At 42.0% G+C, this 22,106-nt stretch carries 28 protein-coding genes; 6 read left to right on the top strand and 22 right to left on the bottom strand.

The genetic code is table 11. The features are described from left to right. Window positions 1-4: 4 nt before the first annotated feature. The 9 genes from V1224_01230 to V1224_01190 form a co-directional block, all read right to left on the bottom strand. Window positions 5-622, bottom strand: a complete 618-nt coding sequence (locus V1224_01230; protein ID WWR16109.1) for an ApaLI family restriction endonuclease — start codon at window positions 620-622, stop codon at window positions 5-7. A 37-nt stretch (window positions 623-659) separates the two neighbouring features. Beyond that, window positions 660-872 (bottom strand): helix-turn-helix transcriptional regulator, encoded by a 213-nt coding sequence (locus V1224_01225; protein ID WWR16108.1) that lies wholly within the window; start codon window positions 870-872, stop codon window positions 660-662. A 166-nt stretch (window positions 873-1,038) separates the two neighbouring features. Next, window positions 1,039-1,419: a TnpV protein gene (locus V1224_01220; protein WWR16107.1), complete on the bottom strand. Its 381-nt coding sequence runs from the start codon at window positions 1,417-1,419 to the stop codon at window positions 1,039-1,041. Between the two features lie 10 nt (window positions 1,420-1,429). Then, window positions 1,430-2,587, bottom strand: coding sequence for a plasmid recombination protein (locus V1224_01215; protein WWR16106.1), 1,158 nt, complete (start codon window positions 2,585-2,587; stop codon window positions 1,430-1,432). A gap of 269 nt (window positions 2,588-2,856) precedes the next feature. Then, the gene (locus tag V1224_01210; protein WWR16105.1) at window positions 2,857-3,831 is read right to left on the bottom strand and encodes an AAA family ATPase; all 975 of its coding nucleotides are present in this window, start codon (window positions 3,829-3,831) and stop codon (window positions 2,857-2,859) included. Beyond that, window positions 3,824-3,973: a hypothetical protein gene (locus tag V1224_01205; GenBank protein ID WWR16104.1), complete on the bottom strand. Its 150-nt coding sequence runs from the start codon at window positions 3,971-3,973 to the stop codon at window positions 3,824-3,826. Before V1224_01205 ends, V1224_01210 begins: the two co-directional genes overlap by 8 nt. Continuing rightward, complete coding sequence (locus tag V1224_01200) at window positions 3,963-4,298, bottom strand: hypothetical protein (GenBank protein WWR16103.1); 336 nt, start codon at window positions 4,296-4,298, stop codon at window positions 3,963-3,965. The genes V1224_01205 and V1224_01200 overlap by 11 nt, the downstream gene beginning before the upstream one ends. A gap of 1 nt (window position 4,299) precedes the next feature. After that, window positions 4,300-5,379 carry a site-specific integrase gene (locus V1224_01195; protein WWR16102.1) on the bottom strand — a complete coding sequence of 360 codons (1,080 nt, stop codon included), beginning with the start codon at window positions 5,377-5,379 and terminating at the stop codon, window positions 4,300-4,302. Continuing rightward, window positions 5,380-5,580, bottom strand: coding sequence for a LysR family transcriptional regulator (locus V1224_01190; GenBank protein WWR16101.1), 201 nt, complete (start codon window positions 5,578-5,580; stop codon window positions 5,380-5,382). A 227-nt stretch (window positions 5,581-5,807) separates the two neighbouring features. Between V1224_01190 and V1224_01185 the strand changes: the two genes are divergently transcribed. Together V1224_01185 and V1224_01180 are read left to right on the top strand one after the other, a co-directional pair. Next, the gene (locus V1224_01185; protein WWR16100.1) at window positions 5,808-6,335 is read left to right on the top strand and encodes a helix-turn-helix transcriptional regulator; all 528 of its coding nucleotides are present in this window, start codon (window positions 5,808-5,810) and stop codon (window positions 6,333-6,335) included. A gap of 17 nt (window positions 6,336-6,352) precedes the next feature. Then, complete coding sequence (locus tag V1224_01180) at window positions 6,353-6,724, top strand: pyridoxamine 5'-phosphate oxidase family protein (GenBank protein WWR16099.1); 372 nt, start codon at window positions 6,353-6,355, stop codon at window positions 6,722-6,724. A gap of 360 nt (window positions 6,725-7,084) precedes the next feature. Here the strand turns inward: V1224_01180 and V1224_01175 are convergent, their stop codons facing one another. From V1224_01175 to V1224_01125, 11 genes are all read right to left on the bottom strand, one after another. Continuing rightward, window positions 7,085-7,840: a hypothetical protein gene (locus V1224_01175; GenBank protein ID WWR16098.1), complete on the bottom strand. Its 756-nt coding sequence runs from the start codon at window positions 7,838-7,840 to the stop codon at window positions 7,085-7,087. A 59-nt stretch (window positions 7,841-7,899) separates the two neighbouring features. After that, window positions 7,900-8,853, bottom strand: a complete 954-nt coding sequence (locus V1224_01170) for a DUF5677 domain-containing protein (protein ID WWR16097.1) — start codon at window positions 8,851-8,853, stop codon at window positions 7,900-7,902. 36 nt (window positions 8,854-8,889) lie between these two features. Beyond that, on the bottom strand, window positions 8,890-9,306 hold the full coding sequence (locus V1224_01165; protein ID WWR16096.1) for a YjdF family protein: 417 nt from the start codon (window positions 9,304-9,306) through the stop codon (window positions 8,890-8,892). Between the two features lie 307 nt (window positions 9,307-9,613). Further along, window positions 9,614-10,375 (bottom strand): MBL fold metallo-hydrolase, encoded by a 762-nt coding sequence (locus tag V1224_01160; GenBank protein ID WWR16095.1) that lies wholly within the window; start codon window positions 10,373-10,375, stop codon window positions 9,614-9,616. A gap of 30 nt (window positions 10,376-10,405) precedes the next feature. Next, entirely contained in the window at window positions 10,406-10,855 is a 450-nt protein-coding gene (locus tag V1224_01155; protein WWR16094.1) for a SufBD protein, read from the bottom strand. Window positions 10,856-10,962: 107 nt separating this feature from the next. Next, entirely contained in the window at window positions 10,963-11,277 is a 315-nt protein-coding gene (locus V1224_01150) for a hypothetical protein (protein WWR16093.1), read from the bottom strand. Window positions 11,278-11,298: 21 nt separating this feature from the next. Continuing rightward, window positions 11,299-12,648, bottom strand: a complete 1,350-nt coding sequence (locus tag V1224_01145; GenBank protein ID WWR17398.1) for a plasmid recombination protein — start codon at window positions 12,646-12,648, stop codon at window positions 11,299-11,301. Between the two features lie 352 nt (window positions 12,649-13,000). Continuing rightward, the gene (locus V1224_01140; GenBank protein ID WWR16092.1) at window positions 13,001-13,978 is read right to left on the bottom strand and encodes an AAA family ATPase; all 978 of its coding nucleotides are present in this window, start codon (window positions 13,976-13,978) and stop codon (window positions 13,001-13,003) included. A 100-nt stretch (window positions 13,979-14,078) separates the two neighbouring features. Continuing rightward, the gene (locus tag V1224_01135; protein WWR16091.1) at window positions 14,079-14,468 is read right to left on the bottom strand and encodes a hypothetical protein; all 390 of its coding nucleotides are present in this window, start codon (window positions 14,466-14,468) and stop codon (window positions 14,079-14,081) included. Beyond that, window positions 14,465-15,529 (bottom strand): site-specific integrase, encoded by a 1,065-nt coding sequence (locus V1224_01130; GenBank protein ID WWR16090.1) that lies wholly within the window; start codon window positions 15,527-15,529, stop codon window positions 14,465-14,467. The genes V1224_01135 and V1224_01130 overlap by 4 nt, the downstream gene beginning before the upstream one ends. Before the next feature lie 15 nt (window positions 15,530-15,544). Further along, complete coding sequence (locus V1224_01125) at window positions 15,545-15,739, bottom strand: ICEBs1 excisionase (protein WWR16089.1); 195 nt, start codon at window positions 15,737-15,739, stop codon at window positions 15,545-15,547. Window positions 15,740-15,918: 179 nt separating this feature from the next. Between V1224_01125 and V1224_01120 the strand changes: the two genes are divergently transcribed. The 3 genes from V1224_01120 (at window position 15,919) to V1224_01110 (ending at window position 18,099) form a co-directional block, all read left to right on the top strand. Further along, window positions 15,919-16,467: a helix-turn-helix transcriptional regulator gene (locus tag V1224_01120; protein WWR16088.1), complete on the top strand. Its 549-nt coding sequence runs from the start codon at window positions 15,919-15,921 to the stop codon at window positions 16,465-16,467. A 129-nt stretch (window positions 16,468-16,596) separates the two neighbouring features. Then, window positions 16,597-17,475, top strand: coding sequence for a MerR family transcriptional regulator (locus V1224_01115; GenBank protein WWR16087.1), 879 nt, complete (start codon window positions 16,597-16,599; stop codon window positions 17,473-17,475). A gap of 156 nt (window positions 17,476-17,631) precedes the next feature. Further along, window positions 17,632-18,099 (top strand): hypothetical protein, encoded by a 468-nt coding sequence (locus tag V1224_01110; GenBank protein WWR16086.1) that lies wholly within the window; start codon window positions 17,632-17,634, stop codon window positions 18,097-18,099. A gap of 167 nt (window positions 18,100-18,266) precedes the next feature. Here V1224_01110 and V1224_01105 read toward each other — a convergent pair whose 3' ends face one another. After that, on the bottom strand, window positions 18,267-18,431 hold the full coding sequence (locus V1224_01105) for a putative holin-like toxin (protein WWR16085.1): 165 nt from the start codon (window positions 18,429-18,431) through the stop codon (window positions 18,267-18,269). Between the two features lie 231 nt (window positions 18,432-18,662). On the opposite strand from V1224_01105, the gene V1224_01100 reads away from it, so the two are divergent. Beyond that, complete coding sequence (locus V1224_01100) at window positions 18,663-19,982, top strand: IS30 family transposase (protein ID WWR16084.1); 1,320 nt, start codon at window positions 18,663-18,665, stop codon at window positions 19,980-19,982. 385 nt (window positions 19,983-20,367) lie between these two features. Here the strand turns inward: V1224_01100 and guaA are convergent, their stop codons facing one another. Further along, window positions 20,368-21,912: a glutamine-hydrolyzing GMP synthase gene (guaA, locus tag V1224_01095; protein WWR16083.1), complete on the bottom strand. Its 1,545-nt coding sequence runs from the start codon at window positions 21,910-21,912 to the stop codon at window positions 20,368-20,370. Window positions 21,913-22,106 lie beyond the last annotated feature (194 nt).

The raw sequence follows: 22,106 nt of genomic DNA, 5'->3' as shown, positions 1-22,106 counted from the left end.
ACTATCACTTCCTTGAATCTGCAATTTTCTGAAGAACATCCAGCAAATCAATGTCTGTCAATTCTTTTATATATTCCCAAGCAGCATCACCATAATAATATTGTCCGCCAATCCCCCTATACAACGTTTCTAAAGTTTCTTGAATCTTTTTTGCCTGCGAACGTTGTGGATAATAGAACATAACTCTTATAGGTGTATAGCCTTTCTCATTTATAACTTTAACTCGTGTATGCTCTTTTGTAATATGATCCCCATCCGTTGTTGCATCCCTCCATTTTATTTCATGTGCCATTCCATTAACCAAACAATCAATTTCAAAGGTCTTTGGTCTGCTCCCTAGCGTATTGGGAATTCTTACTTTTGCAGCTTCAGAATACTTATGCTTTATGCACAAACAAGCAGCTTCTTCCAAAAAGGCACCTGCATACTTATATAAGAATCGTCCTTTATTCTGATATAAATCAATAAGATTTCCTTCTTCATTAGTAACCCCTAATACTCTATATATCAAATAATGCGATGTGTCATCACTTTTCATTTCCTCAATTCGAGCATCTACTTGATTTTTAAGCTCTGATGCATATTTATCTGCAAGTTCTTTGATTTTCACATATATGTTCATATTCATATCTTCCTCACAATCATCTTAAAAATTATCTCTACTTGATTTTCTCATCAGAAAATTCCACTATATCACCTATATTACAATTCAGTGACATACATATTTTATACAGACTTTCCAATGATACTGCTTCTCCTTTTCCCATTTTCGCCAGAACATTAAAACTAATCCCTGCCATATCTTTTAAATCTGTTCGTTTCATTTTTCTGTCTATTAATAATTTCCATAATTTATCATAACACACTGGCATAATATTTCCCTACCTTTTATTCACTCGTATTAGCATATCACACTTTCCTCTATATATCAAGATAATCTCACGAAAATATGAGTTTTTAGAACGTATATTCTTTAATCTAATAGTACATTAGACCTTTTAGATGACACTCCTGCTTAACACAGAAGTGTCACTATCCTTACCATACACAAATAATCTCTTCCTCCACTACTTCCCTCACACAAACCCGAATATTATTCATTTTTTGAATCCATAAAAGCTGATTTTCTGCTTTTAGCTGTTCCGTCACACCTTGCCTGTCAGCATATTCCTTTACCAGCCGAAAAAACATATCCGCTGCCTGTTCATCTATGCTTACAAGGTATTCATTAAATCTGCCGCTTGTCAGCAGATTGAGATATACAAACTGCTTATGCTCTTTTAGATACTGCAAATGACGTTGCCCCCAAATTCCAATCGGCTTTTCTTCTTTGGAAGGTAATGCAAGCTCTGGGAAGTAATACTCGCCTTGCTTTGCATACCAAAAGCCGCTATTTTCATCATAAATCCTGTTTTCCATAGTGTTTTTCCTACCTTTCCTCTTGATTATTTCTAAAGCGTTTTCCACGTTGTTTGGACTGCTGTACTGCTTTTGCCTGCTCCAAAAGACTGCCCATCTGCTTACTTCCAAATGCCTTGCGGAGTAGCTTATAATCTTTGTTTTCCGCACGGAGGTTTTCATTTTCCCCTGCCAGTTTCTCATTGGTTCTCCTTAACCCCTCATTCTCACGGTGGAGATTGCTGTTTGTGACGTTAAGCCGATAGTAGCTGTCCCACACTTCAAAACACCTTATAAGAGCTGTTTTAACAAGCGATTTCAGCTTTTGCACTAAAGGCTCTGCCACTTTATTTCTATATGACTTCGCCGACATGAACCCCTGCGGCTCTGGCAACTGGTACTCTGGAGAAGTGTCAAGCACCTGTTCCAGAGTTTTTAGGTTTTCCATTCCTTTGTCGTAATTCTCCACCCTGTCCGACAATACTTGAAATTCCTCTTTTTTCTCTGAAATCTGCCCCTCAAGCTGGATGACCTCTTTTTCCCGCTCCTGCTTTTTATAATCAAGGACAGACAAATGTTTCTCATGCGTGCCTTTATGCTCCCATTCAATGCCATGCCGCCCCATCACAGCGGCAAGGTTTTCTTTTTCGGACTGTACCCACTGACTCCACTCCGTATCGCCACGGGAGCCGCCTTTGAATCCCTGCGCCGCCAACGCCTGCTTCAAAGATACCCTTGTTTCGAGCCCGCGCTTGCTGCCAGTCGTGAACGGGACAAAATCAATGTGCAGATGCGGCGTTGCTTCATCCATATGGATATGAGAGGAAAATACATAAAGGTTCGGGTTTCGTTCTTGGAATCCATGATAATATTCATCTAAAATCTTCCTTGCAAGCTGTCCGTTCTCACTTCCTGCACTCATATTTTCTTTATTCCCAATCTGCAAAATCAGTTCATGGAACGGCTTTTCCTGCTTCGAGTACCTTATCTTCTCGTAATAATCAGCAATGCGTCGGTCTGCCCTTGTCTGTTTCTGGTTATATCTCCATAATGCTTCATCAAATAGCTTATGATACACTTTCTTGATGCTCTCGTTGCAATAGTCTACATTAAGGTGTGAACGCTCTCTATCTACATTTTCAGCCTTAAACTTGCGGCTGTTATGGTTGACCGAGCCTTTCCCCACCATTGCGCTAATCGTCCGTCTTATAAAATCACACCCTTTCTTTTCGGCTGGTAGGCTTTGTTACTTTCCCGAAAGTAACGCAAAAGCACTTTTGTCGGCTGTGCCAACAAAAATGCAACCTGCAAGCAGGTTTTGCGCTCTCCGAGGGGCAAAGAGCCGCCTTTGAAAAGGCGCTCTCTGCACTCTCCCCCAAACTTCAATATCGCTCACACCAAACCGAAAAAGAACATTGCAAGATTGCACTTGTCCTAAACATATGCAATGTTGCAACCTTAACAGTTACTCACTCCTTTTTCTTCGGGAAGTTCCCAATACCACCCATTGCCTTCCTTTATTGACTTAACGCCGAGAGATTTTTTTGCTTCGTCAAGTACTCTTTTTGAGATGCCGATATTCTGTGCTTTCTTTAATATAAGCTGCTGTTGGTATTTCCCATCAGACAGGCAATCCATAATTAATTTCTCTGCTTGTTCGGATTTCTTTTCACGGCTGATGCCGTTCAATAAATCATCAATGGAAATATCATAATGACCTTTCCACACAAATCCTGTTTCTTTACTCAGTTCAAAAGCAATCGGCTCGCCCTCAGGCGCAAGGGAAGATTTTTCATGCGCAACTACCCGCACTTCCTTGTTTTCCTTGAGCCTGCCGACAATGAGTACGCTTCGTGCCGTTGCTTGGAAGTCAATTGAGCCAAGCCCTCTGTAATTTGCTTTGCCGCCCTGTACTTTATTTAAGTGTCCGACAAGGATAACGGCGCACCCATATTTTTCTGCTACCCGTCCTAACTGCGAAAGAACATTGCGGACTTCGTTTGCCCTGTTCATATTAATTTGGGAGCCGATATACGCTTGTACGGGGTCCAAAATAATTACCTTTGCGCCCGTTTCATTAATTGCCTGTTCAATTCTTTCATCAAGCATTGAGAGTGCAGCTTCCGACTCGTCAATCACCTTGATTTGCGTACAGTCTGCATTGGCTGCAAGCAGACGGGGCTTAATTGTATCGCCAAGTCCATCCTCTGCGGTTTGGTAAATAATTCTTATCGGCTCACGCTCCGTATCATCACAAGGCAGTTTATCTCCCCTTGATAAGATAGCAGCTAACTGTAAAATCATCATTGTTTTTCCATCGCCAGGGTCTCCGTGGACAATGGTTATCTTTCCATAAGGAATATACGGATACCAAAGCCACCCGACCTCGGTTGCAGGTATCTCGTCCATGTTCAAAATTTTAAGCTCAGCCATTGCAGCCACCGCCTTTTTCTACGAAAATATTGTATTTTTCGGTTTTTAGGGTTATACTATTACTACTACATTTATGAATTGGCTGCTCCGTATCTGCGCCAACAGATACATTCGGGGCAGCCGTTTCTTTTTTATTCGCCATCTTCACACTCTCCTTTCAGACCGCCGAGGATAACAGCAATCAGTTCGATTGTATCAAGCAGTTCTTCATTTACGCCCCCGCCCGCTTCAATCCTCTGCAATTCTGCAAGAACGACGACAAGCTCATTGCGGAGTGCCTTATACACCCTCGGATTGCCCTGCACTACCACGTCTTGGCATAAAAGCCGCCTTGTGATATAGTCCTGCTTGGTAAGCCCCGAAAGCCGCACCGCTTTGTCAATCTGCTCACTTTCTTCGGGAGATACCCGAAAGGCGACGGTTTTATTTCTCCAACGGTTACAGTTGTCTAAATTCTTTGCCGACATATCAAAAATCCCCCTTTCCCAAATCGTCAAGCCTGTCTGCCATTTCTGCCTGCTTTGACGGAAACAGGTGAGCATATCTATAAGTGATTTCTATGCTCTCATGCCCTACACGGTCAGCAATCGCCACCGCCGAGAAACCCATGTCAATCAATAAACTGATGTGGCTATGACGCAAATCGTAAATCCGTATGCGTTTCACCCCTGCGGCTTTTGCGCCCCTGTCCATCTCGTGATGGAGGTAACTCTTTGTCACTGTGAAAATACGGTCTTTTTTCTTTAAGCCGTACAGCATACCGATATATTCCTGCATTTCCTCACAGAGAAACTTTGGCATCTTGATTGTGCGGTTGCTCTTTTTTGTTTTCGGAGAGGTAATCACGTCCTCCCCATGCAGGCGTTGGTAGGATTTGTTAATCGTGACCGTTTCCTTATCAAAATTGAAATCAGCGGCGGTCAAAGCTAATAATTCTCCTTCTCGGATTCCGCACCAGTAAAGCATCTGGAACGCATAATAGGAAACTGGCTTGTCCATCATTTCATCCGCAAACCTCTTATATTCCTCTTTCGTCCAGAACAGCATTTCCTTGTATTCCTCGCTCCCCATATTGCCCGCCTTTGCCGCAGGGTTGGAACGGAGGTCATAATAGCGCACTGCATGGTTGAAGATAGCGGAAAGCTGGTTGTGGACAGTTTTCAGATACGTCTGCGAATAAGGATTGCGTTTTTCATCACGGTAGGCAAGCAGCTCATTCTGCCATGCAATGATTTCCTTTGTGCCAATCCCGCTAATTTTCATCTTGCCGAAGTACGGAAGAATCTTCGTCCGAATGATATGCTCCTTTGTCAGCCAAGTGTTTTCTTTCAATCTGTTCTTGACATCATTCGCATAAAGCTCTGTAAAGGCTTCAAAGTCCATGTCAAGGTCAGCGGAATTTTGCAACTGGAATTTCCGCTCCCACTCCTGCGCCTCCCGCTTTGTGGCGAACCCACGCTTGCATTTCTGTTTCCGTTCGCCCTTCCAATTCACATACCTTGCCATCACATACCATGTGCCGTTGCCCTCATTCTTAAATACTGGCATTTACTCCATCTCCTTTCCCTGTTTTTCTCCTGCCACGTAGAGCCTTTCCTCAAAATACTGGCGGTTGACACGCCCCGCAATCGTGATAAAGCCCTGCTCCTTCAGCTCGTCATTCAGTTTCTTGATGAGCTTGTAAGCATAAGGCTTTGATACGGAAAGCTCTTGCGCCACCTCGTCCACACGGATAAATTTGTTGTCCATACAACCTCTCCTTTCCTTATTGCCGCCCAGTACTCTGGGCATATAGGTATGCCCTTGCGGCGTTTCTTTTTCTAAGCGTTTTTGCTTAATTTATAATACTAAACATTTTTGCTACTGTCAATAGGTTTGTAAGAAAATATTAAACTTTTTTGTTTCGTTTATACTTGACTTTCTCTAAACATATATGCTATACTCCTCATAAACATAAAAACAAGGAGTGAAACATCATGGCAATTGGCGAAAGAATACATTTTTTCCGCATCATGCGGGGCATGACACAGAAATATCTTGGTATGCTTGTCGGGTTTCCCGAACGGAGCGCAGACGTGCGTCTGGCACAGTATGAAACTGGCTCACGCAAGCCAAAGGCAGACTTGACGGCTGCACTGGCGCAGGCTCTTGACGTTGCGCCGCAGGCTCTTGACATACCCGACATTGACAGTTACATCGGGCTTATGCACACCTTATTTACCCTAGAGGACATTTACGGTCTTACCGTCAGTGAATCAGACGGTGAAATCTGCTTAAAAGTCAACAAAAACAAAAATAAGGATGCCGCCGAACTGCTGAAAATGCTCTGCGCTTGGAAAGAGCAGGCAGACAAGCTCTCCGCCGAAGAAATCAGCAGGGAAGATTACGACCAGTGGCGGTACAATTACCCGAAGTTTGACACCACGCAGCATTGGGCGGAAGTCCCCTCTAAGGAATTGAACAATGCCTTAGTCGAAGCGTTCAAAGACCAGTTAAAAGATTAATACATGGAGGTATGCAAATGAGCCAAATATACAACTTCATAAAAGAATGTGGTACATTTTTCGTATTAACCTTTAATAATGATTTTCCAGCAGGCAGACCGTTTGGCGCAATTATGGAATACAATAACAACCTATACATTTCCACCTCAGACACAAAATCAGTGTATAAACAGCTTGCCAAACATAACAAAATTCAGATAGTCGCACTGAAAAACGGTACACGGGACTGGGTAAGGGTAAGCGGCATAGCAACCGAATGTGTTGACCCAACCATCAAGAAAAGGATGTTAGAGGAATGTCCTGTATTAACAAAACACTTTTCTTCGGCAGATGCTCCCCATTACAGCCTCTTTCAAGTTGAAATCGTAAACAGCGAATTTTATTCGTAAGCGACAAAAAACGCCCTCAGCCATGAGTTCCTACCCACAGCTAAGGGCGTTTCTAATATGGATTTATTTCAGCCGTCCAAACCTCTTGCAAATCATTCTCCCACCAATAAACCACTTGACAGCAAGAATAATCACACTCCAACGACTGTTATCAATTTGTTATCAAAAGACCTTTTAAAAGCCCGCAAATCCGCATAAACACTGGATTTACTAAGCATTTTTGCTTATTCGAACTCCTCGGCGGATAGCTTGAACTGACTGTTTTTCCCTCATTTTTCAAGCATTTATTATCCATATTCTTCAAAAATTGCTCTCGTATTTGTGCCAATCAAAATTTTTAGAGCCAAAATAGAGCCATTACTATGTATTACTATTTTGTTTCAACGCCACAATTTGCTTTGAAATTTCAGATAAGGTTGCTTCCCTTAGTTCTTCATTTTCTATTTTATTTGCAATTGAATTAGCAAGCAGAAGATTATTACTCTCTGCAAATTTAGCATGAAACCTTACAGCTGCATCAACATTTTGTGTATACATTTTTATAAAAATTGCCCCTACAAAATCAACAATAATACCACTTATATTTCCTACAAATAATAAAATCCTATCTGAATTCAAATATACATATAAAACTAAGCTAGCTACTACTATCAATATACCCAAAATTATCATCACAATTCCAAGCCCGGAAAGAAACCTTGTTTGAGACAAATTCATATCATAATATCTCATTAAATCTTTTTGATTCAATTTAAACATTTTCTCTGCCCTTAGTGCCCTTTTACTTGGATCTATTTCTGAAAATTCCTCTTCTTCTTTTTTTGCTTCTTCTTCTAACTTTTCTCTTTTCTTCGCTGATTTCCAATCAACAAAACAGCTTACAGCAGCAGCAAAACAAATTACCATTAGGACAATGATAGTCCAAAATAATATTTTACAAATAGCATATTGATAGTAATGGTATACTCCCCATGCTCCAATTCCTAAAAGCAATCCACAAATTATACCACCCTGAAGCCCGTTCATCGCTTTTTTAGATTCGCTTTGGTCTTTTGATTTATTTTTTTTAGTATCTTCTTGTTCTTCATTTTGTTCACTGATAATATCTTCTTCCATAGTTTTCCCCTTTATAAAGTTTGATTATATAGCAATGCTATTTATAATCATGTAACCTTTTATTCATTGCCATCTTGAAGAATTTCTTTCCCAAGCAAAAAAAGCGTCAACATATTTTCAAAAATTGTTTTATCCTTTAATCCTCGGGTATATTCTGAAACAAACATAACAATATATATTTTCAAAAAATGTATAACTTCTTCTATTCCTTCATCGCTCGGAGAAGTATTCCAAAATGTTTTTCCTCTCTGTTCTTTGGCACTATCCAAGCTTTCTAATGAAGAAAACAAACTTCCATGCACAAAATTACATGCCATTTTATACATATTTTCATATTGATTATAATCCGTCAAAGAAATCAAATCTCGAAATTGAATATTGCTTTTGTCATTTATATGAGGTAACAACACCCTTGCCCATCCATTATCTTTTTTGTATCCTTTTTCATAATTAAACTGATCTATAAATTCTTCAATTTTATTCATTCTTTCCTCTGTTGAAATTGCCTTTGCCATCTTCAAACTTTTAACATTACAATGTCTGCAAAATCTTTCGGCTAAAACATCTGTATTCTTATTTATAATACTAATATATACCCCCAATTCATATAACGTCCTCGTCCTTGCCAAAGCACAATCCGAGTAACCATTCGCCAATAGAAACAGTACTTCTCTAAAGACTTTTAAATACATCATATAGAGCCGTATCCTTGCTTCTGCTTTCCACCCAGGTACGGTTCCCAGTTCTTTATTTAACTGTCTAAACATTCTTTCATCTAATAGATAATACGCAATATAGAACCGTTTTACTTTATCACTTTCATTCTCAATACAAATCCCCAAATCAGCTACTGATATTTCCTTTTCAAGCATCATTAAAATATCTAAATATCTATCTACTAATGTTTCTTGATACTCTTCTTTTATGCTACCATCTTCGAGTAGAACACTCTTTTCTAGTTCAATACACTTCTCAATGACATTATTCACTATATCTCGTATTCTTTTCTCCATTCTTTTACTTCCTTTAAATTAGTTATTCCAATACCATTACCTGCCTCTATGCTTTTCTTTCCTTTTCTGCTGTTTCAATTCAAACTGCCGCTGTTTCTCCACTTCCCGCCGTTTTCGACTCACTATCTTGCGTTCAGTTTTCAACTGTTCCTGCTGTAATTTCAAAGCCTGTTGCGATTTTGTACCTATCCCGGTATTCTGTACCTGTTTCCGCACTTCCCGCTGTATCCGTTTAGGATTGCGACCAGCTTCTTTTACATCAGTTGCCACAGCCGGACTAAATCTTAACCGATAGTAATTTTTCAGAACGAAATCATATACCTCATAGTCTTTTGGTTCTGCCCCAAACGTAACCATACACACAGCTAACTTTCCATCTGATACCCGCTCAAACACTCCCACCCAAAAGGGAGCTTCAAAAAATACTGTCAATTTTCCTGATACTTTGTCCATGACAATTCCTCCTTAAAATAATTGTAATGAACAAAGAACGGACGACCCTAAGGAGGGAGGGCTACTTACACCAAATCGGTGCGACTGGACTACCTACCAGTTCTGCAAGATTGCCTTGCGTTGTGTTTTTATCTTTGCCCCTATATATTACCATATAAACGCCCATTTTTCCACAAAAATATGGCAATCCACATATAACTGCAAACTGCCATTTTACCATTTTCCTTATCTGCTTTAAGTTACATGGCGCTAGCACCATGTAATAACTATTATCAAAGAGAACATTATCTTTGTCACAGCCTATTTCCTATAACCATACTCCCCAATCCCCATAATTAAATGTTCCACTGCCATGATGAAGTTTTCCGTCCATCTTGAGATTTCTAAACGCTTCCCGCATACGGATTAAGATTTCCGGTTCTATATCCAGTGAATGATGTGCCGGAAACACTTTCTTCACAGGCAATGCCGCAACTTTTTCCAAAGAATCGAGGTATGCCTCCGGGTCAGTAGACGGATAATAAGCAAACAGAATATCTTTATAAACCAAATCGCCTGTAAATAAATATCCCCTGCTTTTTTCCCAAAAGCACAAATGCCCCGGAGAATGTCCGGGAGTATGCAGCACTTCAATTTCCCTGCCGCCAATATCAATGATGTCATGGTCTGTCAGCACTTTTGTTGGTATACCTTGAAACAATTCATAATCGCTCACGCAAAACCCTTCGGGCAAATCACAGCGGTCTATGACCATCTCTCTTATCGTTTCAATTAATAAAGGGAATTTACCATTCAGCCAATCCAATTCATCAGCATGAGCATAAAAATCCGGGAAATACTTATGCCCGCCAATATGATCCCAGTGAATATGCGTGGCTACTGCCGTAATTGGCTTATCGGTAAGTTTCAGCACTTCCTCATAGATATTGGAAATGCCAAGCCCTGTATCAATAAGCAGACTTCGGATATTTCCATTCAACAGATAGCAATGCGTTTCCTCCCAATGGCGGTATTCGCTGATAATATATGTATTTTCATCAATCTTATCTATTGTAAACCAGTTATCCATTACTCTATACTCCTTAAAATCTCAATAAATTTATAGCTTCTCTATCTCTGCCAAAGAATTTTGAATATCCTTATAAACCAATGGTTGCATACTGTCTGCATAAATAGATGTATCTGCTTTTTGCAGTGCGGCAACAATATCACACTTTAATTCCGGCTTATTCTTTGCAATCATAGGCAGTAATTTTATACACTGTCTTGCCGTTATCGGCTTAACATCTTCTATATGCTTCAAATATTCGTCTATAATTTCATCCATTTTATTATCTATATCCCATTTAGCGTTGTAGGCAATCAGCGTAAGCCCTCTTGTCCGAATGTAGGAATTATCACTGTCAATCATATCAGCTAACTGATCCATATAACAATATACCCTGTCCGATTCCTCACATTCTTTTTCTAACGTCTGTAATGCTTTGTATGCCGTATTATTATTTCTATCAAATAACAGCGTAAAAATATCTCCAACATTTATTTCCATTGCATTTCATCTCCCATATCTTAAATCACGCTTTCGATTATAGCATTTTCTCCCGGTATCTGCCACTATAAAATACAGGGCATAGCAACCGCCACGCCCCACATCTTTTATCGTTCCAACGACTTCTCAATCTTCTGTTTCTGCCCTTTCAAGTCATTCTGCTTCTCATACAGATTATTCCGCTCTTTGCAGAGTTCTTTCATGCGCTCCAACTGCGCCCTCACTCCCTCCCGGCAATCCGGCTCTATCTTCTTATATTCCCCGGTCAGATTGCGAATTGTATTATTATTTTCCTTTATCTGCTCCGATAAACATACCCAGTCTATCAGATTCTGCACTTCCTTGTCCGTTTCGTATAGGTCTGTTTCTGCTACGATTTTAGTACACAGCCACACCATGACTTTCTTCTCCATATCCGTCATATCAAATCAATCCTCACTTTCCTATCGGCTCACTTCAAAGGCACGCTTCGGGCGTTTCTTTGCCCTTTCTGCCTGCTCTAATGCCCTTGACCGTTCTACTATCAACTGTACCTGTTCCCTGCCTAAATGACGCTCCAAACGCCCCAAATCAACTGCTTTTTCCTGCAATCGCTCTATGATGTCGCTTTGCTCCATAACCTTATCTGTCAAGCGACTAATCTGTTTCTGTTGCCCGTCCACTTTGGCGGTCAGCTTCTTGCTTTGTTCTGTAAGCTGTACGCATTTGATAGTCAGATTTTTTACCACCTCTTTCAATTTCTCCACAAGCGGAAGTGCTTTTTTATCCCGATAATTCTTTGCGCTCATCAATGCCCCCGGCTCTGCCAACTGCCATTTCACATCTTCATCATAGGCGTGAATGTTGCGCTCCATATCCTCTTTTGACTGCACCATTTTGTTGATTTCCTGCTGTAACTTTTTCTGCTGTTTTTCCAATTTCTCATTTTCGGATAACAGCTTTTCCTTATCCTCTGTCAGTTCTTCCGTCTGCTCTTTGAGCAGATAATTAGTAGCGGAAAGTTCTGATACTTCCTGCCGGATTGCTTCGCCCTCTTTCCGTATCTGTTCCGTTTCCTGTCCTGCCGCTATCTGCTGATGAAGAATATTGGATAATTCCTCTTTACTGCCGGAGATTGTCTGTTCCAGTTCCGCAACTTCTTTTGCACGCTCCTTTTTCTCAAAATCCAAAACGGATAAATGCTTCTCATGTGTTCCCTTTTTCTCCCACTCAATACCATGTTGCAACATAATCTCCGCAAACCGTTCCTTTTCCGCCGCTACCCACTGGTTACGCTCTGTTTCGCTCCTTGTACCGCCTTTAAAACCAAGTTCTGCTAGTGCCTTTTTTAATGATACCCTTGTATCAAGTCCCCGCTTACTTCCAGTTGTATAGGGTATAAAATCTATATGCAGATGTGGCGTTGCTTCGTCCATATGGAGATAGGCAGAGAACACCCTCAATGTAGGATTGCGCTGTTGGAAGTCCTGCATATATTTATCAAGTATTTTTGCCGCAAGCTGTCCGTCCTCTGTTTTTGCTCCCATATCGTCTTTATTCCCGATTTGCAAAATAATCTCATGGAACGGCTTTTCCTGTTTGCCGGAACAGATTTTCTCATAGTAATCATCAATCCGGCGGTCACTTCTGATCTGCTTCTCATTGTACCGGGCGAGTGCTTCATCAAATAATTCATGGTAAACATCTTTGATATTTTCGTTGCAGTATTCCACGTTCAGACAACTCCGTTCCGGGTCAGTGTTCTTTGCGTGGAATTTTCTGCTGTTGTGGTTGACAGAGCCTTTCCCTGTCATAACGCTGATAGTCCGCTTCAATCAATTTCCCTTTCTCCCTATCGGGTAATGAGCGCCGGACACGGCGCATAGCCTTTGTTACTTTCTGCGAAAGTAACGCAAAAGCACTTTTGTCAGCTACGCCAACAAAAATGCAACCCGCAAGCGGGTTTTGCGCCCTGCCGGGGGCTTTTCCGTCCTACCGGACGGGGCAGCTTTTCGCCGCCTTGATACCGCCGCTTTCCGGCTCTCTCCCAACAGCGCAACATTGCAATGTCTATAATTTTTGCAACCTTGCAATCTTCAAGAACGCAATTCCAAGACTGCAAAATTCTAATACCCTGCATTGTTGCGCTGTTACCTTGCCTGTCCGTCACTGTCTGATTTTATCCAGTTCCCAATACCATGTGTTGTTTATGCGCTTTGCCCGGACACCTAACTCTTTCTTCGCATTTTCCAGTGTCCGCTTCGATATGCCTTGTTCGTCCGCTAGATTGAAAATCTCATTGCTCTGCATGGCATTGTTTGTTTCTGCCAGTTCCCGAAGTAACCGTTTCGCCTGTTCCATTTTATTTGCTTTTGGAGCAATGCCGCCTAACACTTCATCAGCGGTAATCTCATAATCCCCGAGCCATTGAAAACCGTCCTCTGACAATGCAAACGCTTTCGGGTGTCCGAACGCCGCAAGGTTGTTTTTAATCTGCACAACAGCCCTTATATTTTCTTCCCCCTCAACCCTGCCGACTAAGAGAACGCTTCTAGCGACTGCAAAGAAATCAATCGAACCCATTCCCCGGTATGCCGCTTTATTTCCTGCTGCCTTGTTCATATGCCCGACAAGGACAATCGCACACTGGTATTTCTCTGCAAGTGCCGCTAATTTCTTTGTCATATCCCTTGCTTCGTTTGCCCGGTTCATATCCATGCCGCCGCCCAAATAGGCTTGTATCGGGTCTAAAATCAACAGCCTTGCGCCTGTCTTTATAACAGCTTCTTCCAAGCGTTCATCTATCATAGAAAGGGATTTTATCTTTTCATCAATGACCGAGATTTTCTCACAGTCTGCCTTTGCCTGTTCTAACCGGGGCTTTACCGTATCGGCAAGACCGTCCTCCGCACTCTGATAGATTACATTCAAAGGCTCTGTAAAGTTCATTCCTCCGTCTAAACTTGCTCCCTTAGATAGCTTCGCCGCTACATTCAGTATAAATGTTGTCTTTCCGTCACCCGGATCGCCTTGAACAATAGTCAGCTTGCCATAGGGGATAAACGGGAACCAAAGCCAAGAAACTTCCTGCGACTGTATCTCTGACAATTTAATCAACTGTAATTCGATTTTTGTTTCTTCCATAAATGCCCTCCATTTCTGAAAAATCGTTGCCACTGGAAGAAACCTCTGCTATACTGATAGTGTGATTGTTGATAACAGAGGTTTTCCAGTTATCACAGCCCTAACAGTTGCCGCTGTCGGGGCTCTTTTCTTCTCCGTTGGTGCTTCCCTGCCACAGATATTTTGCTCCGTCCAATACCCACAGGATAGCTTTCAGCATATCAAGACAGTCATTCCGCATATCTTCCAGTCCCTCCGGCGTTAAATCTACATCTGTCTTTTCAAACTGTTCCGTCACTTCCCGGATATTGGTCTGCATTATCTTTAGTTCCTCTACCAACTGATAAACCAGTTCTTTTTTGCCGACCACGCACACCCGGTTATAAATACAGGAACGGACAAAATAATCTTTCTTAGAAAGTCCGCTTGCCAAAATCTTTGCTTCGATTTCTTCCCTCTCTCTGGGGGAAATGCGAAAGCTGATTGTCGGATATTTATGCACTCCACTCATTCTTCTTCCTCCCTGCTGTTCTCAATCTCCAATTTATCTGCAAGTTCCCCCTGCTTATTGGGATATAAATGTGAATAAGTATTTAATGTTGTTTCGATTTTCTCATGCCCTAACCGTTCCGCAATCGCTAATGGCGTAAAACCCATTTCCACGAGCAACGAAGCGTGGGAATGACGAATATCGTGCAAGCGTATTCTTTTCACTCCCGAAGCCTTGATACCCCTGATAATTTCATGCTCCATATAGGATTTTGTAAAACGGAACATTCTTTCGTCTGCCATAATTCCGTATAAATGCGAAATGTACTCCTTTAATTCTTCCGTCAAAAACGGCGGTATCGTTATGATACGCTTACTCTTTGGTGTTTTAGGCGGTGTGATAATGTCCCTGCCCTCTATCCGCTGATAAGATTTGTTTACGGAAATGGTACGTTTCTCTAAATCAATATCATTATAGGTTATAGCAAGCAATTCCCCAATCCTCATGCCCGTCCAGTAAAGGAGCAGGAACGCCATTTTTGTTTCCGGCTTGTTCTCCACAGTTACAAGAAACTGCTTAAACTCCTGCTTTGTCCAAAACTCCTTTTCCCCGGCGTGGCTCTTTCCGATACTCCCGGCTTTCCTGCAAGGATTATCTTTCAAGTCATAGTACCGAACCGCATAATTGAAGATTGCCGACAACTGATTATTGACCGTTTTCAGATACGTTTCCGAATATCCTTTTTTCATCAGTGCATTTTGCCACGCCCGAATGTCGGAAGCCTTAATCTCATTCATGTTCTTTTTCTTGAAATATGGAATGATTTTCAGGTCAATAATGAATTTCTTTGTACGCATGGTATTTTCACGCAGACGATGTTCCATATCCTCATAATAGATTTGTACGAAGTTTTCAAAATTGATGTCTAAATTCCTCTGCTGCTGTTGCAGAAAGTCACGCTCCCATTGCTCCGCTTCCGCTTTTGTCTTAAATCCCCGCTTATTCTTCTTGTGGCTTACGCCCTGCCAGTCCTTATAATAGAACTGGCAACGCCACATCTTTCCGTCCCTTGTCGCTGACATAAAATCTCTCCTTTCCTACATGGCTACGGTCAGACCGTAGAATTTTTCTTCAAAGTATTTTGTCGGGACTTTGCCGCAGATTGTCCGATAGCCTTTTGCTTTCAGTTCCTCATTCAGCCCCCGGATAATCTTATAGGCATAACCCGTTGATACGCCAAGCATTTCAGCCGCTTCCTCTGCCGTTACATACATTTTCTTTCCATTCTCCATATAGTCCTTCCCTTTCCTTTTTTATTTTAGGTACACATATGTGACCTTTATGTTTCTATTATACGGTACACTTTTGTGAACGTCAAGTATTTATTTTATTTTTTTATACACAAATGTGTCCTAATGTGATAGAATTGAACTAAGCACTGACGAAAATCACATAAATTGGAGGTATTGGCATGACTACCGGGGAAAAGATTAAACACTTTCGGAATTTGCGCGGCATATCGCAGGAAACGCTCGGTCAGCTTTCCGGCATCAATTCCGCCACAATAAAGAAATACGAGTATGGCATCCGCAATCCCAAGCCCGACCAACTGATGAAAATTGCAAATGCTTTGGGTATCAGTATCAATGTTTTCATGGATTTTGATATAGAAACAGTGTCAGATGTATTGTCTTTGATTTTGAAAATGGACGAACAATTAGATATGAACTTTGAAGCAGAGAGATACGAGGACGGAAGTTTCAATCCCGCTACAATCAAAATATCCTTCAAGAACTCCCTGCTCAATCATAAGTTGGGCGTATATATGAAAGCAAGAGAATTGCAGGAGAACCTTTTGAATGATACGGAACGCTTCTCGTCAGAGGAAGAACACCAACGGGCGATTGAAGCACTCTCAAAGGATTTAGACGCTGTTAAGCAGAGTATTCTTGATGACAGTAAGATTGTCAAAAAAGGTGTTCGGGGAATATCCGTTAAAATATATCCCGAAAATGAGTGATAAAAATTTTGAGCAAAAAGTATTGACTTCCACGTAACGTGATACTGTATTCTTTTCTCATAGGAGCAGAATAGAAATAAGCCGGCAATCTCTGTCTTGCTTCTTCACAAATTTAAGGAGCTGATAAGAATGCGAACCATAAGCCAAGTTGCAGAATTAACAGGCATAAGCACTCGAACACTACAATATTATGACGAAATTGGATTGTTAAAGCCAAGCGAATTGACCGAATCCGGCTATCGCCTATATGATGATGAAGCCTTGCAAAAGCTACAACAAATCCTGTTTTTTAAGGAATTGGGATTTAAGCTGAAAGAGATTAAAGAAATTCTGCAAAAACCCGACTTTGACAAGATCAATGCTTTCAAAAGACAAAAAGAATTGCTTTTGCTGAAGCGCAATCGGACAGACAAACTTATACAGCTTCTTAGCCGCTTAGAGAAAGGAGAGCAATGTATGAGTTTTAAGGAATTTGACCTGTCTGATTACATCACCGCTTTAGAGGATTTTAAAAATAACAGCACTGATGATGTTATCAAACATTGGAGAAGCATTGAAAATTTTGATATGTTTATTCAAAAAAATAAAGATGATGAAGCAGAGGTAGCTAAACTTGCCATTCAACAATTCGGCAGTATTGAAAAATACACCGAAGCCATGAAACATAATTTAGAGCATTTCTCTAAACTTATGGAAACACAATTAACGGAAGAAGTGAAAGAAATCGGAAAACAGTCTGATATACTGTATGGCAGATTAGCCGCCAATTTGTCAGAAGATGTTTCTTCCCCTAACATACAATCCATTGTAGATGAACTGTTGCAGCTTATACAGAAAAACAGCTCTAACGTATCCCTTGATAAGCCCTATATCAATGTTCTTATCGACACATATTCAAGCGATTATATTAAAAGCATGACTGACAGTCAATATGGAAAAGGGGCTTCTGATTATATTGTAAAAGCGTTCCGTTATTACTCGGAGAACAACGTTTCCGAAAACAATTAGAGGCAACAGGCACTCTCTCTAAAAAATATATCCCGGCAACTAATCATTCTCGCTATGCTGAAAAATAGCTTGCCACACTTTAGAGAGCCTTAGTGACATTTGAATTTTCTTGTGGTATAGTGGACTTCCACTTTTAAGAAAAGGAGTTGATGATATATGCCACAAATGAACAAAGGCGGTAAATTTATTTTCGGGAAATCACTGATACGAGATGATTTGACAATCCATCTCCCCACACAGGCTCTTACAGAGTACAACGCCACAATAGAGAAAAAAGTCTATCTTTTTACTGGAAGCAAAATCACTGGCGGCTTTTGTGTGACAAGAAAAGGATTGTTAGAACCGTCAAAGTTAGGACACATTCTTACTGATAATCCGGCTTTACTGAATTATCAGACCGCAGAGGGCGAATTTGTCAAATACAAAGGGCGGTCATACTGTTGGGTAAATATTTCAGAAAATGGTATAATTCAGCTTAATCAGCAAATATTGGTCTTCCTTAATCTAAAGATTGGAATGGAACTATTGTCTATCCGAAGCAGTGATATAGCTTTTACAATGGGTACAACCGGTCCTCTATTGGAAAGAGCCGATAATTATGAGGGGGAAATCAAAATTTACTGAACAATATCTACAGATTTTAGAAGAAATCCCTTGAAACATTTCACATTCAATGGTATTATAACAATACAAAGGGAAAGCACCCACTCCAAAGTGGATGCTCCGAGTTTAGGTTAATGATTGTCCTTACGGACACCGCCTATCCTGTGGATCAGACAGGATAGGCATTTTTATTTTCGCTTGTTGTTTCTCTTATCGAGAAAGGCAAGCAACGCAACAATTAAGCTACCAAAGGACATCAGCAATGCTAATATTCCAATGAAAATCGAAATGATTTCAAAAGCTGTCATCGGCGCCACCTCCCTTCCTATGTATTCCGGCACGCCGGTTTTCATAAACTCGGGAGGCTACCACCCTGTCATGGGTACTTTCCGTAGATGTATTGTAACACGAAGATATATGAATGGCAATTAGTTCTTTAAATTTGTTTGCAGGTCCTGAAATGAAATCTTAAATTCCACCTTCTCAAACTACAGTAGCATTTACCTCTGCATAAGTAGAGTTTACTTCTTCATACGCTTATGATATGATTCCTCTGCTTTCTGACAGCAGTAGAAGGAGAAATCATGAGCAATCTTATACCTGGCAATCAAAAACATCTCTCCTTGCAGGATCGGCTTTACATTGAAAAAGCCCTTTCCTCTGCAACATCCTTTAAAGACATTGCACGCTTCCTCTGCAAAGATCCCTCTACCATTTCTAAAGAGGTCAAAAAGCACCGGCTCAGCGACTGGTATCACAAGGGCACCTTCTACAATGCCCATAACTTCTGCATCCACAGATATCACTGTCGAAAAACAAATGTCTGTGGCAAGATCATCCTTTGTGGGATCAAGTGCACCTCCTGTCCATCCTGTAACCAGACATGCAGAGATTTTGCCCGGGAACGATGCGGCCGTCTGGACAAGGCCCCTTATGTCTGCAATGGCTGCGACAAGGCGCTCCATAAATGTACCATCGCCCACAAATATGTGTACGATGCCCGTTTTGCACACCGTAAATACACTGAGACCCTAAGCTCTTCCCGAAGCGGCTTAAACATGACAAAGACCGAACTGGCAAAGAAAGACAAGCTGGTTTCCCATCTGGTCTATCAAGGACAGTCCCCTTATCAGATCGTGGCAAACCATCCGGAGCTGGATATGTCCGTCCGTTCCGTCTACACCTACATCGATAAGGGACTCTTTACAGCCAGGAATATCGACCTGAAACGCAAGACGAAGTTCCGGCCCCGCAAGTGCCACAAAACACAGATTACCAACCGTGAAGTGTTTTCAGGCCGCATGTACAGTGATTTTCTCCTGCTCGACCCGGACTATAGAGAGAGGGCCGCTGAAATGGATACCGTACATTCTTCGAGAGACTCTAAAAAAGTACTGCTCACTTTCTATCTGCGCAAGGAAAAGCTGTTTCTTGCCTTCCTGATGAACCGATGCACAACCGGCGCTGTCCGCATAGTCTTTGACCGGCTTAAAAACCGTCTGGATACCGATTTCCATCTTCTGTTCCATACCGTCCTTACAGACCGGGGTTCGGAATTCGGTGACCCAGACTCTCTGGAAACCGACATATACGGAGAAAAATGCTCCAGCGTCTTCTACTGTGACCCTATGCGAAGCGGACAAAAAGGCGGTGTTGAAAACGCACACACCCTGCTCCGGATGGTTCTCCCAAAAGGCACCAGTTTTGAATTCCTGACCCAGTGGGATGTGAACCTGATCGTAAACCACATCAACTCCATGCCGCGGGAAAGCCTTGGCGGGCGCACTCCTTATGAAGCAGCATTATGGACTTATGGGGCCCGCACTTTAAAAGCACTTCAGCTTAGACCGATTCCTCCCGATGAAGTCAACCTGACGCCTAAGCTGATACGCTTTAACCACTAACCACCACAAAAAATCTGCTGTCAGACAGGAAATAGACTTTTCACATTTCATATGTTCGGCTGGTGGAATTCAGTCTTGCACACTGCATTTCCAGCGGTCTGTTTGTCATGTCATCCATTCGATTATTTTGCAGGAAGTTGCTTCTATTATAAACGAATTCCTATCAATTTGCCTAAAAAAATTTGATAAAATCGCCAACTATTAAAATAGGGTGGAATTTAGTCCTGCACTGGAATTTACTTTTTCAAGTCAGCTTTGTTTGCAGGTATCACGATACCCGCCCCAAATCCAGTATTCCTCAAATAATTAGAGCCATTTTAGAGCCAAACAGCATAAAGCAATCCCGGAAACGCCCATTTTATCAGCATTTCCGGGATTTTATCTGTTACTCGAACTCAATCGTCCCCGGTGGTTTGCTCGTCAGATCATAGAATACCCGGTTTACTCCCCGGACTTCATTGATGATCCTGCTCATCACAGTCTGAAGAACTTCCCATGGTATCTCTGCGCTCTCTGCGGTCATAAAGTCGATCGTGTTCACGGCCCGGAGCGCTACGGCATAGTCATACGTTCTCTCATCTCCCATCACGCCCACGGAACGCATATTGGTCAGTGCTGCAAAACACTGTCCGATCGTCCGGTCCAGTCCGGCTTTCGCGATCTCTTCCCGGTAGATCGCATCTGCATCCTGTACGATCTTCACTTTCTCTGCCGTCACCTCCCCGATAATACGGATGCCGAGCCCCGGTCCCGGGAAAGGCTGCCTGTACACAAGATACTCCGGAATGCCAAGCTCCAGTCCGGCTTTTCGGACCTCATCTTTGAACAGACTGCGCAGCGGCTCAATGATCTCTCTGAAATCCACGCAGTCCGGCAATCCTCCTACGTTGTGATGCGACTTGATCACAGCGGACTCACCGCCCAGACCGCTCTCCACCACATCGGGATAGATCGTTCCCTGTACGAGGAAATCCACCGCACCGATCTTCTTTGCCTCTTCCTCAAAGACGCGGATAAATTCTTCTCCTATGATCTTTCGTTTTTTCTCAGGCTCCGTCACTCCGGCCAGTTTTTCATAAAAGCGATCCTGCGCATTGACTCGGATAAAATTCAACTGATAAGGTCCCTGCGGACCAAACACCGCCTCCACCTCGTCACCTTCTTTTTTCCGCAGAAGACCATGATCCACGAACACACAGGTAAGCTGACTGCCGATCGCTCTGGCAAGCATGACAGCCGCCACAGACGAGTCAACCCCGCCCGACAGTGCACACAGCACCTTGCCCGTTCCAACCTTTTCCTTTATTTCAGCAATAGAGTTTTCCACAAAAGAATCCATTCTCCATGTACCGGCACATCCGCATACATTTTTGACAAAATTGTTCAGCATTTTTGTGCCTTCTTTTGTATGAAGCACCTCCGGATGGAATTGAATGGCATATAAATTTCTGCTTCTGTCTTCCGCCGCTGCCACCGGGCAGTCCGCCGTATGTGCTGTCACGGTAAAGCCAGGAGCAACCTGAGAAATATAATCAAAATGACTCATCCAGCAAACCGTCGGCGATGAAACATTTTCAAACAGCGGGGAAGAATGCTCAGTCACAACTTCTGTTTTCCCATATTCACGTACCGGAGCTTTCTCTACTCTGCCGCCCAGCACGAACATCATTAACTGCGCCCCATAACACAGGCCGAGTACCGGAATCCCGAGTTCAAACAGCCCCTTTTGATAAGCAGGGGCATCCTTCTCGTAACAACTGTTAGGACCTCCTGTTAAAATGATGCCTTTCGGATTCATCGCTTTGATCTGTTCCAGATCGGTCTTATAAGAATAGATCTCACAGTACACATTGCACTCACGAACACGTCTGGCAACAAGTTGGTTATACTGACCGCCAAAATCAATGACAATCACCTTCTCCTGATCCATTGCTTTCTTCCTCCTGTCGTATTGATTCTTTCATTATACGGTGGCTTTTCTCTCTTTACAAGCATTTTCATTCACAGTGCCGGGGATCTTCTGACAAAAGATATGGCATCTGCATGATGCTTTTTACACTTCGACGATCCTGACATAAAAAAATGACGTTCCACCCCTTCTCATGGTTGAAACGTCATCATCTC

This window comes from Lachnospiraceae bacterium JLR.KK008, assembly GCA_037015955.1.
Lineage (GTDB): Bacteria > Bacillota > Clostridia > Lachnospirales > Lachnospiraceae > VSOB01.
The sequence above is the reverse complement of the archived record's forward strand: the minus strand, read 5'-3'. Positions and strand labels throughout refer to the sequence as shown.

Excerpts from the sequence above, each read along its gene's own strand:
- V1224_01230 (WWR16109.1), bottom strand. The coding sequence starts at position 622 with ATGAACATATATGTGAAAATCAAAGAACTTGCAGATAAATATGCATCA.
- V1224_01225 (WWR16108.1), bottom strand. The coding sequence starts at position 872 with ATGCCAGTGTGTTATGATAAATTATGGAAATTATTAATAGACAGAAAA.
- V1224_01220 (WWR16107.1), bottom strand. The coding sequence starts at position 1,419 with ATGGAAAACAGGATTTATGATGAAAATAGCGGCTTTTGGTATGCAAAG.
- V1224_01215 (WWR16106.1), bottom strand. The coding sequence starts at position 2,587 with ATGGTGGGGAAAGGCTCGGTCAACCATAACAGCCGCAAGTTTAAGGCT.
- V1224_01210 (WWR16105.1), bottom strand. The coding sequence starts at position 3,831 with ATGGCTGAGCTTAAAATTTTGAACATGGACGAGATACCTGCAACCGAG.
- V1224_01205 (WWR16104.1), bottom strand. The coding sequence starts at position 3,973 with ATGGCGAATAAAAAAGAAACGGCTGCCCCGAATGTATCTGTTGGCGCA.
- V1224_01200 (WWR16103.1), bottom strand. The coding sequence starts at position 4,298 with ATGTCGGCAAAGAATTTAGACAACTGTAACCGTTGGAGAAATAAAACC.
- V1224_01195 (WWR16102.1), bottom strand. The coding sequence starts at position 5,379 with ATGCCAGTATTTAAGAATGAGGGCAACGGCACATGGTATGTGATGGCA.
- V1224_01190 (WWR16101.1), bottom strand. The coding sequence starts at position 5,580 with ATGGACAACAAATTTATCCGTGTGGACGAGGTGGCGCAAGAGCTTTCC.
- V1224_01185 (WWR16100.1), top strand. The coding sequence starts at position 5,808 with ATGGCAATTGGCGAAAGAATACATTTTTTCCGCATCATGCGGGGCATG.
- V1224_01180 (WWR16099.1), top strand. The coding sequence starts at position 6,353 with ATGAGCCAAATATACAACTTCATAAAAGAATGTGGTACATTTTTCGTA.
- V1224_01175 (WWR16098.1), bottom strand. The coding sequence starts at position 7,840 with ATGGAAGAAGATATTATCAGTGAACAAAATGAAGAACAAGAAGATACT.
- V1224_01170 (WWR16097.1), bottom strand. The coding sequence starts at position 8,853 with ATGGAGAAAAGAATACGAGATATAGTGAATAATGTCATTGAGAAGTGT.
- V1224_01165 (WWR16096.1), bottom strand. The coding sequence starts at position 9,306 with ATGGACAAAGTATCAGGAAAATTGACAGTATTTTTTGAAGCTCCCTTT.
- V1224_01160 (WWR16095.1), bottom strand. The coding sequence starts at position 10,375 with ATGGATAACTGGTTTACAATAGATAAGATTGATGAAAATACATATATT.
- V1224_01155 (WWR16094.1), bottom strand. The coding sequence starts at position 10,855 with ATGGAAATAAATGTTGGAGATATTTTTACGCTGTTATTTGATAGAAAT.
- V1224_01150 (WWR16093.1), bottom strand. The coding sequence starts at position 11,277 with ATGACGGATATGGAGAAGAAAGTCATGGTGTGGCTGTGTACTAAAATC.
- V1224_01145 (WWR17398.1), bottom strand. The coding sequence starts at position 12,648 with ATGACAGGGAAAGGCTCTGTCAACCACAACAGCAGAAAATTCCACGCA.
- V1224_01140 (WWR16092.1), bottom strand. The coding sequence starts at position 13,978 with ATGGAAGAAACAAAAATCGAATTACAGTTGATTAAATTGTCAGAGATA.
- V1224_01135 (WWR16091.1), bottom strand. The coding sequence starts at position 14,468 with ATGAGTGGAGTGCATAAATATCCGACAATCAGCTTTCGCATTTCCCCC.
- V1224_01130 (WWR16090.1), bottom strand. The coding sequence starts at position 15,529 with ATGTCAGCGACAAGGGACGGAAAGATGTGGCGTTGCCAGTTCTATTAT.
- V1224_01125 (WWR16089.1), bottom strand. The coding sequence starts at position 15,739 with ATGGAGAATGGAAAGAAAATGTATGTAACGGCAGAGGAAGCGGCTGAA.
- V1224_01120 (WWR16088.1), top strand. The coding sequence starts at position 15,919 with ATGACTACCGGGGAAAAGATTAAACACTTTCGGAATTTGCGCGGCATA.
- V1224_01115 (WWR16087.1), top strand. The coding sequence starts at position 16,597 with ATGCGAACCATAAGCCAAGTTGCAGAATTAACAGGCATAAGCACTCGA.
- V1224_01110 (WWR16086.1), top strand. The coding sequence starts at position 17,632 with ATGCCACAAATGAACAAAGGCGGTAAATTTATTTTCGGGAAATCACTG.
- V1224_01105 (WWR16085.1), bottom strand. The coding sequence starts at position 18,431 with ATGAAAACCGGCGTGCCGGAATACATAGGAAGGGAGGTGGCGCCGATG.
- V1224_01100 (WWR16084.1), top strand. The coding sequence starts at position 18,663 with ATGAGCAATCTTATACCTGGCAATCAAAAACATCTCTCCTTGCAGGAT.
- guaA (WWR16083.1), bottom strand. The coding sequence starts at position 21,912 with ATGGATCAGGAGAAGGTGATTGTCATTGATTTTGGCGGTCAGTATAAC.